Here is a 12,144-nt window from a genome sequence, read left to right on the forward strand (position 1 = left end):
CTCAGCGGTCGCCTTCGTCACTCTCGTGCGGGAGGAGGACGCGCCGGTCCTCCAGGTCCCTCATGAGGTCCTCCAGCTCCGAGCGGATCCAGTCGCGGGTGGCGACCTCGCCGAGCCCCATCCGCAGCGCCGCGATCTCCCTGGTGAGGAACTCGGTGTCGGCGATGGACCGCTCGTTCTGCTTGCGGTCCTGCTCGTGGGTGACCCGGTCCCGGTCGTCCTGCCGGTTCTGCGCGAGCAGGATCAGCGGCGCCGCGTACGAGGCCTGGAGCGAGAGCATCAGCGTCAGGAAGATGAACGGGTACTCGTCGAACCGCAGCGCGACCGGCGCGAAGATGTTCCAGAGCACCCAGACGATGATGATCAGCGTCATCCAGACGATGAACCGCCCGGTGCCCAGGAAACGCGCGATCCGCTCCGAGAACCGGCCGAACGCCTCGGGGTCGTACTCCGGCAGCAGCCGGCGGCGTGGCGCCTTCGGCTGGTCCAGCCGGAACCTGGGCGGGCGCACCATCCCGGACGAACCGGTGGACGCCGCCTTCGCACGCTCCTCAGCGGCCACGGGCGATCCCCTCCTCGCCGTGGAAGTCGGTCTCCCGCCAGTCCTCCGGCAACAGGTGGTCCAGGACGTCGTCGACGGTCACCGCGCCCAGCAGCGAGCCGCTCTCGTCCACCACGGGAACCGAGACCAGGTTGTACGCGGCCAGATAGCTGGTCACCACCGTCAGCGGGGTGTGCGGCGGCAGCGGCCGGAGGTCGCTGTCCACGATCGAGCTGACCAGCGCGAACGGGGGATCCCGCAGCAGCCGCTGGAAGTGGACGGTGCCGAGGTACTTGCCGGTGGGCGTCTCGTCGGGCGACCGGCAGACGTACACCTGCGCGGCGAGCGCCGGGGAGAGGTCCGACTGCCGCACCCGGGCGAGCGCGTCCGCGACCGTGGCGTCCGGGCGCAGCACGATCGGCTCGGTCGTCATCAGACCGCCCGCCGTCCGCTCCTCGTAACTCATCAGCCGCCGCACGTCGGCCGCGTCGTCCGGGCGCATCAGCGTCAGCAGCCGCTCCTTGTCCTCCTCGGGCAGCTCGGAGAGGAGGTCCGCCGCGTCGTCCGGGTCCATCGCCTCCAGCACGTCCGCCGCGCGCTCCTCCTTGAGCTTGCCGAGGATCTCCACCTGGTCGTCCTCCGGCAGCTCCTCCAGCACGTCGGCGAGCCGGTCGTCGTCGAGGGCGGCGGCCACTTCCGCCCGGCGCTTGGGCGTCAGATGGTGCAAGGCGTTGGCGACGTCGGCGGGGCGCAGCCGTTCGAAGGTGGCGACCAGGCTCTCGGCGCCCTGTCCGTGCTCCTCCAGTGCGAAGCCGCTCACCGCCGACCAGTCGACGGTCAGCGTCTCGCCCTTGCGGCGCAGCGCCCCGCCGCGCCCCTTGCGGACGAAGTACTTGTCGATCTCCCAGTCGCGGCGGGCCGGCAACTGGTGGATGGCCACGTCGAGGACGGTGACCTCCTCGCCGGACTCCGTGAGCCGCACCCGCCGGTCCAGGAACTCGCCGAGCACCAGGCGCTCGGTGGGCCGCTGCTCGAAGCGGCGCATGTTGACCACGCCGGTGGTGATGACCTGGCCGGACTCCACGCCCGTCACCCGGGTCATCGGCAGGAAGATGCGCCGTCGGCTGACCACTTCCACCACCATGCCGAGCAGCCGGGGCGGCCGGCCGCCGACGCGCAGCATCGCCACCAGATCGCGGACCCGGCCGACCTGGTCGCCGTTGGGGTCGAAGACCGGGACTCCGGAGAGGTGCGAGACGAAGACCCTGGGCGCGCCCGATGCCATTGCGCACCCCTTCCGTGCCGGTTGCCGCGTGCGATGCCTGACGTGGTCATTTCATGGCACGTCAGGGGCGTCGATGACGCCGGTATGCCGGATTCAGGCTAGCCCGTACCACTGCGTACCGCTCCGTACCGGCCCCGGAGCGCGTCCGGACGGCTCCCTTCCGGACAGCGCCCGAACCCCGGGTACGCTGCCGCTTGCCATCCCACACGTATGACGAGAGGCAAGTGCGCGTGACCTCCTACGCTCCCGCCGTACGGGCCCGCCGGACCGCGCTCGCCGTGGCGCTCGGGGCACAGCTCGCCCTGGGCCTCACCGCCTGCGCGGGCGACGACCCCGACGAGGGCACGAACGGAATCGGCAAGCTCTCCGCCGCGGAGATCGACACCCGGGCCAGAGCCGCCGCCGACGGCGCCACCGCCGTCCACCTCGCGGGCACCCTCATCAGCAAGGACGGCAGCTACACCCTCGACATGCGGCTCAACGCCGACGGCGGCACGGGCTCCGTCACCTCGGAGGAGAACACCTTCGCCGTGCTCCGGGTCGGCGACGACCTCTACCTCAAGGCGGACGCTGCCTTCTGGAGCGCCGAGCGGGACGCGCAGGACGGCAAGGGCGGGGACGACGACGCGGAGGCCGCCGAGAAGCTCGACGGCAAGTACGTCAAGGTCCCCGAGGACGACCCCACGTACAAGCGGCTGCGCGGCTTCACCGAGAAGGACACCCTGCTCGACGGAGTGCTCTCGCTGCACGGCACCGTCAACAAGGGCGGCCGGGACAAGGTCACCGGCGTGCCCGTCATCCAGATCCTGGGCGGGAAGGGCGAGGGCGGCGCGCTCGACGTATCGCTCAAGGGCACCCCGTACCCCGTCAGGGTGGCGCGCGGCGGCGGAGGCGGCACGGTCACCCTCGCCGACTGGGGGCGCTCCTTCGAACTGGCGGCCCCGCCGCAGGACGACACCGTCGACTACGGCGGCCAGCTGCCGAAGAACTCCGGCTGAGCCGTTCGTACGTCCGGGGCCGTGCGCTCAGCCCTTGCCGCGGCGCTTCCTCTTCAGCAGCAGCCGGGGGAGCCCGGCCGGCACCGGCTCCCGGGTGATCGCCGGGGTGTCGAGCGGGCGGGCGGCGAGCGAGCCGTCCGGCAGGTCGGTGGTGTGCGCCACCGGCGTCAGCCGCACCACCCGGCAGCCGGCCGCCCAGCGCTCCGTCAGCCGCTCGGCGTCCGGCGCGTTCAGCCGCTTCCCCTTGAGCTCCGCGACCGCCGCCTCCCACTCCTCGGAGTGCGGGGCGAGTTCGGCCACCTCGGCGGTCCACGCGACGATCCGGCCGCCCTTGTCCTTGCTGCGCACCGTCACCTCGGCCCGTACGCCGTCCGCCAGCCCCTCCGGGAGCGGCTGCTCGCCGGGCCCGCCGACGAGCACCGCCGCGCCCTCGTGCCAGACGTGCCAGAGCGCCCGGGCGGCGCCGGAGGCGCGCACCCAGACCAGGCCGGACTTCTTGGTGGCCTCCTCGACGAGGGCCTGCCCGAGCAACGAGTCAGCAGTCATGGCGAAGAGCCTAACGGCCCGCCGTACGGGGCCGTCCGGGCGTCCACGGGGTCCGCTACAGCCAGCCGTTGCGCTTCAGCGTCCGGTGGATGGAGAAACAGACCACCGCGATGACGCCCAGCACCATCGGATAGCCGTACGTCCACCGGAGTTCCGGCATGTGCTCGAAGTTCATGCCGTAGACCCCGCAGATCATCGTGGGTACGGCGACAATGGCGGCCCAGGACGTGATCTTGCGCATGTCCTCGTTCTGGGTGACGGTCGCCTGCGCCAGATTGGCCTGGAGGATCGAGTTCAGCAGTTCGTCGAAGCCGAGGACCTCCTCCTGCACCCGGGCGAGGTGGTCGGCCACGTCGCGGAAGTACTTCTGGATGTCCGGGTCGATCAGCCGCATCGGCCGCTCGCTGAGGAGCTGCATCGGCCGCTGGAGCGGCGAGACGGCCCGCTTGAACTCCAGTACCTCGCGCTTGAGTTGGTAGATCCGCCCGGCGTCGGTGCCGCGCGCGCTGCCCTTCGTCGGGGTGGAGAAGACGTCGATCTCGACCTCGTCGATGTCGTCCTGCATCGCGTCCGCCACCGCGATGTACCCGTCCACCACGTGGTCGGCGATGGAGTGCAGCACCGCGGACGGTCCCTTGGCGAGCAGCTCCGGGTCGTCCTGGAGGCGGTGGCGCAGCGCGCGCAGCGAGCCCTGGCCGCCGTGCCGGACGGTGATCACGAAGTCCCGGCCGGTGAAGCACATGACCTCGCCGGTCTCGACGACCTCGCTGGTCGCGGTGAGCTCGGCGTGCTCGACGTAGTGGATGGTCTTGAAGACCGTGAAGAGCGTGTCGTCGTACCGCTCCAGCTTCGGCCGCTGGTGGGCGTGGACCGCGTCCTCCACCGCCAGTGGGTGCAGCCCGAACTCCCGTGCGATGACGGCGAATTCGGCCTCGGTGGGCTCGTGCAGCCCGATCCAGGCGAAGCCGCCGCCCTCGCGCACCCGAAGCATCGCCTCGTGCGGGGTCTGGCAGGCGGACGCCTCCATGCGACGGCCGTCGCGGTAGACCGCGCAGTCCACCACGGCACTGGAGGCGGACGGGTCACGGGTGGTGTCGTAACCGTTGTGCGGGACGGGTTCCTTGCGGAGGGACGGACGCAGGGAGGGGCGCACGGCGGCGCGCAGGTCACGGATCATGGACATGGCTGGCTCCTACACGAAAGGGCCGTGCGGTGCGCGCAGGCGGAACAGCCCGGAATGGAGACGTGTGAACCACGTCCGCAAAGCGGGCGGCACCGCGGAGCGGTGGCGACGGCGTTCGCTACAGACAGGCAAAAACGGGATGCTCTTCCGCCGTGCGACAAGCCACGAGCCCTGACCGAGAGGGCTTAAGAAATCACCGGGATACGGTGGAGACGGAAGAGCGCTTGGTACTGCACGGTCGACTTGGATCCATGGCAGTCCCCACCTCCTCCGGCCGGTCCCCCGTGGGGGACGACGTGCTGTCGGGACGGAGAGGGCGCCGCGTCGCGCGCTGTCCCGACCGGCGGCCAGGCTATCAGCCCGGCCAAGGGTCAATCCCTTACTTTGCCCGTTCGATACGCGTTCTATGCTCGCGACATGGAAGAAATTCTCGCGCTCGTCGAAGCCCGGCTGTGCACCGCCCTCGGGGAGCCGGACGCCCGCGCCGCCGTGACCTTCCTCGGTACGGACCGCATCGAAGTGCTGCGCTTCCTCGACGGCGACGTGGTCCGCTACGCCACCCTCGGCATGTCCGCCCAGCCCATGGCGGACCCCACCTCGCCGCTCGCCGACCCGGTGAAGGGCCCCCGCGCCGAGCTGGTGCTCTCCGTACGCGCCGGGCTCGCCGACACCGACCAGGTGCTCCGCCCGCTCGCCGTACTCGCGGCGTCCCCGCAGGTCGAAGGAGTGATCGTGGCACCCGGCGCCTCCCTCGACGTGGGCGACCCGCTCTGGCCGTCCGCCCCCTTCTCCTCGGTGCTGGTCGCCGAGTCCGGCGGGCTGGTGGAGGACCTGGAGCTGGACGAGCCGATGGACCCGGTGCGCTTCCTGCCGCTGCTCCCGATGACCGCGAACGAGGCCGCCTGGAAGCGGGTCCGGGGAGGCCAGGAGCTCCAGGAGCGCTGGCTCTCGCACGGCACGGACCTGCGCGACCCGCTGCGTACCTCCGTACCGCTGGACTGACCGCGTACCGCCGTACCGCTGAGCTGACCGCCCCGGTTCGGGGCCGCGGTCGTACGAAGAGGGGCCCCGCCGGCCGTGTCCGGTCGGCGGGGCCCCTCTTTTCCTGTCCGCTCTCCGGGGCCGTCAGCCCGCGAAGGCCGAGACGCCGTCCTCGGTGGCGTGCCGGGGCTGGACCTCCTCGGCCTCGTGGGTGAGCGCGGAGCGGCGTACCCAGACGATCAGGGCACCGGCCACGGCCGCGACGGCGGCGACCACGAACGGGACGCGCGCATCGCTCCACTCCTCGATCTTCGGCGCGAGGTAGGGGGCGGCGGCCGCGGCGAACCAGCGGACGAAGTTGTAGCCGGCGCTCGCCACCGGGCGGGGTGCGTCGGAGACGCCGAGGGCGAGCTCGGTGTAGACGGTGTTGTTCATGCCGATGAAGGCGCCCGAGACGATCGTGCAGACGATCGCGGTGACGTGGTCGCCGTACCCGAGGACCAGCAGGTCGGCCGCGAAGAGCACGAGCGAGGCGCCCAGCACCTTCAGTGAGCCGAAGCGCGCCTGGAGCCGCGGGGCGACGAAGACCGAGAAGACCGCGAGCAGCAGGCCCCAGGCGAAGAAGACCGCGCCCGACTTGTACGGGGTCATGTCCAGCACGAACGGGGTGAACGCGAGGATGGTGAAGAACGCGTAGTTGTAGAAGAACGCCGAGCCCGCGACCGAGGCCAGTCCGCCGTGGCCGAGCGCCCTGACCGGGTCGAGCAGCGAGGTCTTCCTGGCCGGCTTCGGCTGCTCCCTCAGGAACGCGCCGATGCAGACGAACCCGATCGCCATCAGGGCGGCGGTACCGAAGAACGGGTAGCGCCAGCTGGCGTTGCCGAGCAGCGCGCCCACCAGCGGGCCGCACGCCATGCCGAGGCCGAGCGCCGCCTCGTACAGCAGGATCGCCGCCGCGCTGCCACCGGCGGCGGCGCCGACGATCACGGCCAGCGCGGTGGAGACGAAGAGCGCGTTGCCGAGCCCCCAGCCGGCCCGGAAGCCGACCAGCTCGCCGACCGAGGAGGACGTACCGGAGAGCGCGGCGAACACCACGACCAGCGCCAGCCCGGCCAGCAGGGTCTTCTTCCCGCCGATGCGGCTGGAGACGAAGCCGGTGACGAGCATCGCGAACGCGGTGATCAGGAAGTACGAGGTGAACAGCAGCGACACCTGGCTCGGCGTCGCGTCCAGTCCCTTGGCGATGGACGGCAGAATCGGGTCGACCAGACCGATGCCCATGAACGCCACGACCGAGGCGCCGGCGGTCGCCCAGACCGCCTTGGGCTGGCGAAGGATGCTGGTGGCCCCTTCGTCGAACGGATCCTCTCCCTGCATGGTGTTCCCACTCTCCTCATGGCGGCTGCGGTCCTGACGGCCGCAAGGCCCCGGCGCACCGCCCGTGGCGCACGGTCCGGGACAGATGCCTGTGCGATACACAGAATAAGTTAGGTCCGCTAATAGATGCAAGCTACATCTATTGCCCCTGGTGGGAGCCACGCTGCGGACGGGTGACCGTCCTTGACGTGGCGACCCGGGAGGGGGACCGTGGGTCGCTATGAGGGGCGAACCCAGTTGCCCGAAGTGCGGTGGCCGGGTCAGGGCGCCCGGTCTCTTCGCCGACTCCTGGCAGTGCCCCGCGCACGGTCCGGTCCATCCGATGCAACCGGTGGTCCCGCCCAGCGTGGAGGCCCTCGGAGTGGTGGTCCACCGCGCACAGGTGCCGGTGTGGATGCCGTGGCCGCTGCCGGTCGGCTGGCTGTTCACGGGCGTGGCACACGCCGGCGACGACCGCAGCGGCGGCCGCGCCACCGCACTGGCCTGCTCGGGACCGGGACCGCTCGGCGGGATGGGCGAGATGCTGCTGGTCGCCGAGGAGCTCGGCGTCGGGCTCGGCGCCCGCTACGCCGGGATCGAAGGCCCCGACCCCGGCCCCCGGATGCGCGTCGACGGTCCCCCCGTGGCCAAGGTGCTCGCCGCCGGACGTCCGACCCCGCTCTGGCAGGTGCACGGCGTACCCGAGGACCGGGCCGTCTTCGCGGGCGAGGCGCGCGGGCTCTGGCTCTGGGCGATCGTCTGGCCCCAGCAGTCGGCGCTGCTCATGTACGACGAACTGGTCCTCACCGACCTCCGCGACGCCGGCGCCGAAACGGACCTGGTGCCCTGCGGCGCCCTCACCCCGCGCCTGCTCGGCATCCCCGAAGGCCCGCCCCGGCAGGGCCCCGCACCGCGCTGACGGCAGTGGGCATCGGGCGGGCCGGGCCCGGCCGTTCCCGTCGGCGCAGGGCCCCGCACCGCGCTGACGGCAGTGGGCAGTCCCTGGGCCGGGCCCACTGGGCCGTACCCGGCACCGCCCGGCGGCGGGGCGGGTCCGTGCGGCCGTCCGGGTGAGGTCGCGGCGTTCGTTATCCTGGAGCGTCCCCACCGTCCGCCGCGAGCACAGGAGTCACCGTCGTGCGTATCGACCTGCACACGCACTCCACCGCGTCCGACGGTACGGACACCCCGGCCCAGCTGGTCGCCAAGGCGGCCGCCGCCGGACTCGACGTCGTCGCCCTCACCGACCACGACACCGTGCGCGGCCACGCCGAGGCGCTCGCCGCCCTCCCCGAGGGCCTCACCCTCGTCACCGGCGCCGAACTCTCCTGCCGCCTCGACGGGGTGAGCCTGCACATGCTGGCGTACCTCTTCGACCCCGAGGAGCCCGTCTTCGCCCGCGAGCGCGAACTGGTCCGGGACGACCGGGTGCCGCGCGCCCGGGCCATGGTGGGCAAGCTCCAGGCGCTCGGCGTGCCGGTGACCTGGGACCAGGTCGCGAGGATCGCCGGGGACGGCTCGGTGGGCCGCCCGCACGTCGCCGCCGCTCTCGTCGAACTGGGCGTCGTCCCCACCGTCTCCGACGCGTTCACCCCCGAGTGGCTCGCCGACGGCGGCCGGGCGCACGCGGGCAAGCACGAACTCGACCCCTTCGACGCCGTCCGGCTCGTCAAGGCGGCGGGCGGGGTCACCGTCTTCGCCCACCCGGCGGCCGTCAAGCGCGGCTCCGTCGTCCCCGAATCGGCCATCGCCCGGCTCGCCGCCGCGGGACTCGACGGGATCGAGGTCGACCACATGGACCACGACACCGCCACCCGCGCCCGGCTGCGCGGCCTCGCCGCCGACGTGGGGCTGCTCACCACCGGCTCCAGCGACTACCACGGCAGCCGCAAGACCGTCGCGCTCGGCGAGTACACCACCGACCCCGAGATCTACGGCGAGATCACCCGGCGCGCCACGGGAGCCTTCCCGGTGCCGGGCGCCGGTGGAGCCCTCCACCGCTGAGGGCCGCATCCCTTTCTTCCGGGTTCTCCGGAAGCTTCCTCCGGGTTCCCCGGTTCTTCCGGGTTCTCCGGCGGCCGGATCTCCGGCCGCCGCAGCCGTACCCGGCCGCACCCCGGTGCCGCGCGCCCTCCGCACCCTCTCCCGCCGTCACCGCACCCCGGCCGGTCCCGTAGCCCCGCGCTCCGGTGGGCCGGGGCCGCCCGCGCGGCCGCCCCCGACCTGCTCGTTCTCTTCTCCCGCAAGGCTCACCGTGTTCGACGTCGCTGTTTTCGGTTCCCTCTTCCTCACCCTCTTCGTGATCATGGACCCGCCGGGGATCACACCGATCTTCCTGGCCCTCACCGCGGGCCGCCCCGCGAAGACCCAGCGCAGGATGGCGCTCCAGGCGGTCGCGGTCGCCTTCGGGGTGATCGCCGTCTTCGGCGTCCTCGGCCAGCAGATCCTGGACTACCTGCACGTCTCCGTACCCGCGCTGATGATCTCCGGCGGTCTGCTCCTGCTGCTCATCGCGCTGGACCTGCTCACCGGCAAGACGGACGAGCCGACGCAGACGAAGGACGTCAACGTGGCGCTCGTACCCCTCGGCATGCCGCTGCTCGCCGGACCCGGCGCGATCGTCTCGGTGATCCTCGCCGTGCAGCACGCGCACACCGTGAGCAGCCAGATCTCGGTCTGGGCGGCGATCGTCGTCATGCACGTGGTGCTCTGGCTGACCATGCGCTACTCGCTGCTGATCATCCGGGTCATCAAGGACGGCGGTGTGGTGCTGGTGACCCGGCTCGCCGGAATGATGCTCTCCGCCATCGCGGTGCAGCAGATCATCAACGGCGTCACCCAGGTCATCCAGAACAGCTGAACCGGTCCCCGGCCGCCCGGGACCGGCCCCGGACGCACAGCGCCCCCGTACGGAGATCCGTACGGGGGCGACTCGTCATCTCATCAAGGCGTACTGCCGGAAGGTGTTACGAGGCCGGGCTTTCGGCCGGCCGAATGTAGATGCGCTGGCCCATTGCCGCGGCCTGCTGCACGATCCGGTTGACGGAGGCGGCGTCTACGACGGTGCTGTCCACGGCGGTACCGTCGACATCGTCGAGTCGCATGATCTCGAAGCGCACAGGGCTTCCCTTCGTCCGATCCTCCTGCTGGAGAACTACTGGTCGGACGGGGATTCCCGTCCGCAAGGATAAGGAAGCGAGGCCGCACGGTCCCGCTCCCTACGAGGGGTACAACGGCGCACCCCACGGAAAACATTCCCTACGCTAAGGAAATTTTTTGGATGTCTAAGTACCCGCAGGTAGTCGCCCCGACACGGACGTCGAGCCGCCCATGACCGAAGCCGGTTTCCCCACCACCCCGGACGACATCCGCGACCGCCTGGACCTGACGAACCAACTCCTCCAGCGCGTCCTCGCCGAGGTCTCGAAGACCCCCTCCACCCACGCGATCTTCGTCGACGCGGGTTACGTCTACGCCGCCGCCGGACTCCTCGTCACCGGGACCGAGGACCGCCGCTCCTTCGACCTCGACTCCGGAGGTCTGATCGAGGCGTTCATCGAACAGGCCCGCACGATCTTCGCGGACAGCCGGCTGCTCCGCGTCTACTGGTACGACGGCGCCCGGCGCCGCATCCACACCACCGAGCAGCAGTCCATCGCCGAACTGCCCGACGTCAAGGTGCGCCTCGGCAACCTCAACGCCAACAACCAGCAGAAGGGCGTCGACTCCCTCATCCGGACCGACCTCGAATCGCTCGCCCGCCACCGCGCCATCAGCGACGCCGCGCTCGTCGGCGGCGACGAGGACCTCGTCTCGGCCGTGGAGGCCGCCCAGGGGTACGGCGCCCGCGTGCACCTCTGGGGCATCGAGGCCGGCGAGGGCCGCAACCAGGCCGAGCCGCTGCTCTGGGAGGTGGACAGCCAGCGCACCTTCGACCTGGACTTCTGTCGCCCGTACGTCACCCGCCGCCCGGTCACCACGTACGAGGACGAGGGCCCGGCGCCCTCCCGCGAGGACGTTCGCTTCGTCGGGGCGCAGGTCGCCGCCGCCTGGCTCGCCGCCAAGGGCCGCGAGTCCCTGGTCGACCTGATGCCGGGCCACCCGTACCTGCCGGGCTCCGTCGACCAGGACCTCCTGGTCGAGGCGGAACGCCTGCTCCAGCACTCCCTGCGCGGGCACGCCCCGCTGCGCCGGGCGCTGCGCGACGGCTTCTGGCAGCACCTCCAGGCGCAGTTCTAGCCGCAGACGTCAGGGAGGGCCGGGAGTCTGCGGGCTTCGGGGAGGGCCGGGAGTCTGCGGGCTTCGGGGTAGGCCGGGAGTCTGCGGGCTTCGGGGAGGGCCGGGAGTCTGCGGGCCGGGCCCGGGAGTCTGCGGCGAAGCCCGGGAGGCTCCGGGGGGATCAGAGGCTCTCCCAGAACGCCACCAGCGCCGCCGCCGTCTCCTCGGGGCGCGCGGTGTTGGGGGAGTGCTCCGCGCCCGCGACCGTGGTGCGGCGGGCACCCAGCCGGCCGGCCATCGCGGTGAGCAGCCCGACCGGCCACACGTCGTCGCGCTCACCGGACAGGACGTGGACGGGCAGGCCGGTCGCGGCCAGCTCGTCCACCCGGTCCGGCTCCACGGACAACTGGCGGCCGGTGGCGATCAGCTGCGCGGGGTCGTTCATCAGCCACCGGCGGCGCAGATCCTCGCCGCCGCCGGTGGCCGCGTCCTCCGGCGGGTCCAGCGCCCGCATCGCGTCCCACACCTGATCCATGGTCAGCGCGGCCAGCGCGTCGCCGAGCAGCTTCACCTTGTCCCGCTGCCCGGCGGAGACTTCGGCCGGTCCGGACGACATCAGCGTCAGCGAGCGGAACGGCGCGGAGTCGATGAGCACGGCCGCACGGGCGATCTGGCCGCCCAGCGAGTGGCCGAGCAGGTGCGTCGGCGTGCCGTCGGCCGTATCGGCCGCCAGCGCCTGCGCGAGGACGTCCAGCGCCAACTCGCCCTGCGCGTACGTCTCCTGACGACCCGTTCCCCGGCTTTCGTACTGCCCCCGGCCGTCCACGGCGACGGCGCGGAAACCGGCGGCGGTCAGCGGTTCGAGGAGGGCGACGAAGTCCTCCTTGCTCCCGGTGTAGCCGGGGAGCATCAGGACCGTGCCGCGCGGGTCCGTACGCGGCATGGCGTCCAGCACGGCGAAGTCGCCGCGCGCGGTACGCAGCGCGCGGGCACGGGCACAGGGAGGCGGGGTGAAGGTCGGCGGCCGGCTCATGGG

General features: G+C 71.9%; 13 protein-coding genes. 6 read left to right on the top strand and 7 right to left on the bottom strand.

What is annotated here, in order from left to right; translation table 11 throughout:
* Position 1: 1 nt before the first annotated feature.
* Both ACWCWD_RS09710 and ACWCWD_RS09715 read right to left on the bottom strand, forming a co-directional pair.
* Entirely contained in the window at positions 2 to 562 is a 561-nt protein-coding gene (locus tag ACWCWD_RS09710) for a DUF1003 domain-containing protein (RefSeq protein WP_450771549.1), read from the bottom strand.
* Positions 552 to 1,826 carry a magnesium transporter MgtE N-terminal domain-containing protein gene (locus ACWCWD_RS09715; RefSeq protein ID WP_266708786.1) on the bottom strand — a complete coding sequence of 425 codons (1,275 nt, stop codon included), beginning with the start codon at positions 1,824 to 1,826 and terminating at the stop codon, positions 552 to 554. Before ACWCWD_RS09715 ends, ACWCWD_RS09710 begins: the two co-directional genes overlap by 11 nt.
* A gap of 230 nt (positions 1,827 to 2,056) precedes the next feature.
* Between ACWCWD_RS09715 and ACWCWD_RS09720 the strand changes: the two genes are divergently transcribed.
* Entirely contained in the window at positions 2,057 to 2,824 is a 768-nt protein-coding gene (locus tag ACWCWD_RS09720) for a hypothetical protein (RefSeq protein WP_450771551.1), read from the top strand.
* 27 nt (positions 2,825 to 2,851) lie between these two features.
* Here ACWCWD_RS09720 and ACWCWD_RS09725 read toward each other — a convergent pair whose 3' ends face one another.
* Both ACWCWD_RS09725 and ACWCWD_RS09730 read right to left on the bottom strand, forming a co-directional pair.
* On the bottom strand, positions 2,852 to 3,370 hold the full coding sequence (locus tag ACWCWD_RS09725) for a hypothetical protein (protein ID WP_450771553.1): 519 nt from the start codon (positions 3,368 to 3,370) through the stop codon (positions 2,852 to 2,854).
* Between the two features lie 55 nt (positions 3,371 to 3,425).
* Positions 3,426 to 4,553, bottom strand: a complete 1,128-nt coding sequence (locus ACWCWD_RS09730; RefSeq protein WP_450771554.1) for a magnesium and cobalt transport protein CorA — start codon at positions 4,551 to 4,553, stop codon at positions 3,426 to 3,428.
* Positions 4,554 to 4,970: 417 nt separating this feature from the next.
* Between ACWCWD_RS09730 and ACWCWD_RS09735 the strand changes: the two genes are divergently transcribed.
* Positions 4,971 to 5,555, top strand: coding sequence for a suppressor of fused domain protein (locus ACWCWD_RS09735; RefSeq protein ID WP_450771556.1), 585 nt, complete (start codon positions 4,971 to 4,973; stop codon positions 5,553 to 5,555).
* 123 nt (positions 5,556 to 5,678) lie between these two features.
* Here the strand turns inward: ACWCWD_RS09735 and ACWCWD_RS09740 are convergent, their stop codons facing one another.
* Complete coding sequence (locus tag ACWCWD_RS09740; RefSeq protein WP_450771557.1) at positions 5,679 to 6,911, bottom strand: MFS transporter; 1,233 nt, start codon at positions 6,909 to 6,911, stop codon at positions 5,679 to 5,681.
* A gap of 220 nt (positions 6,912 to 7,131) precedes the next feature.
* Here ACWCWD_RS09740 and ACWCWD_RS09745 point away from each other — a divergent pair, with 220 nt between their 5' ends.
* From ACWCWD_RS09745 to ACWCWD_RS09755, 3 genes are all read left to right on the top strand, one after another.
* A complete protein-coding gene (locus tag ACWCWD_RS09745) occupies positions 7,132 to 7,809 on the top strand; it encodes a DUF6758 family protein (RefSeq protein WP_450771559.1) in 678 nt (225 codons plus the stop codon).
* Positions 7,810 to 8,027: 218 nt separating this feature from the next.
* Complete coding sequence (locus ACWCWD_RS09750) at positions 8,028 to 8,894, top strand: PHP domain-containing protein (RefSeq protein WP_450771561.1); 867 nt, start codon at positions 8,028 to 8,030, stop codon at positions 8,892 to 8,894.
* A gap of 250 nt (positions 8,895 to 9,144) precedes the next feature.
* On the top strand, positions 9,145 to 9,750 hold the full coding sequence (locus ACWCWD_RS09755) for a MarC family protein (protein WP_450771563.1): 606 nt from the start codon (positions 9,145 to 9,147) through the stop codon (positions 9,748 to 9,750).
* Between the two features lie 106 nt (positions 9,751 to 9,856).
* On the opposite strand, the gene ACWCWD_RS09760 is transcribed toward ACWCWD_RS09755, so the two are convergent.
* On the bottom strand, positions 9,857 to 10,009 hold the full coding sequence (locus ACWCWD_RS09760; protein ID WP_327177840.1) for a hypothetical protein: 153 nt from the start codon (positions 10,007 to 10,009) through the stop codon (positions 9,857 to 9,859).
* Positions 10,010 to 10,220: 211 nt separating this feature from the next.
* Here ACWCWD_RS09760 and ACWCWD_RS09765 point away from each other — a divergent pair, with 211 nt between their 5' ends.
* Complete coding sequence (locus ACWCWD_RS09765; RefSeq protein ID WP_450771564.1) at positions 10,221 to 11,129, top strand: NYN domain-containing protein; 909 nt, start codon at positions 10,221 to 10,223, stop codon at positions 11,127 to 11,129.
* Positions 11,130 to 11,289: 160 nt separating this feature from the next.
* Here the strand turns inward: ACWCWD_RS09765 and ACWCWD_RS09770 are convergent, their stop codons facing one another.
* Positions 11,290 to 12,141: an alpha/beta fold hydrolase gene (locus tag ACWCWD_RS09770; RefSeq protein WP_450771566.1), complete on the bottom strand. Its 852-nt coding sequence runs from the start codon at positions 12,139 to 12,141 to the stop codon at positions 11,290 to 11,292.
* Positions 12,142 to 12,144: the final 3 nt, after the last annotated feature.

The organism is Streptomyces sp. NPDC001493 (assembly GCF_053597235.1).

Excerpts from the sequence above, each read along its gene's own strand:
- ACWCWD_RS09715 (WP_266708786.1), bottom strand. The coding sequence starts at position 1,826 with ATGGCATCGGGCGCGCCCAGGGTCTTCGTCTCGCACCTCTCCGGAGTC.
- ACWCWD_RS09725 (WP_450771553.1), bottom strand. The coding sequence starts at position 3,370 with ATGACTGCTGACTCGTTGCTCGGGCAGGCCCTCGTCGAGGAGGCCACC.
- ACWCWD_RS09730 (WP_450771554.1), bottom strand. The coding sequence starts at position 4,553 with ATGTCCATGATCCGTGACCTGCGCGCCGCCGTGCGCCCCTCCCTGCGT.
- ACWCWD_RS09735 (WP_450771556.1), top strand. The coding sequence starts at position 4,971 with ATGGAAGAAATTCTCGCGCTCGTCGAAGCCCGGCTGTGCACCGCCCTC.
- ACWCWD_RS09740 (WP_450771557.1), bottom strand. The coding sequence starts at position 6,911 with ATGCAGGGAGAGGATCCGTTCGACGAAGGGGCCACCAGCATCCTTCGC.
- ACWCWD_RS09745 (WP_450771559.1), top strand. The coding sequence starts at position 7,132 with ATGAGGGGCGAACCCAGTTGCCCGAAGTGCGGTGGCCGGGTCAGGGCG.
- ACWCWD_RS09765 (WP_450771564.1), top strand. The coding sequence starts at position 10,221 with ATGACCGAAGCCGGTTTCCCCACCACCCCGGACGACATCCGCGACCGC.
- ACWCWD_RS09770 (WP_450771566.1), bottom strand. The coding sequence starts at position 12,141 with ATGAGCCGGCCGCCGACCTTCACCCCGCCTCCCTGTGCCCGTGCCCGC.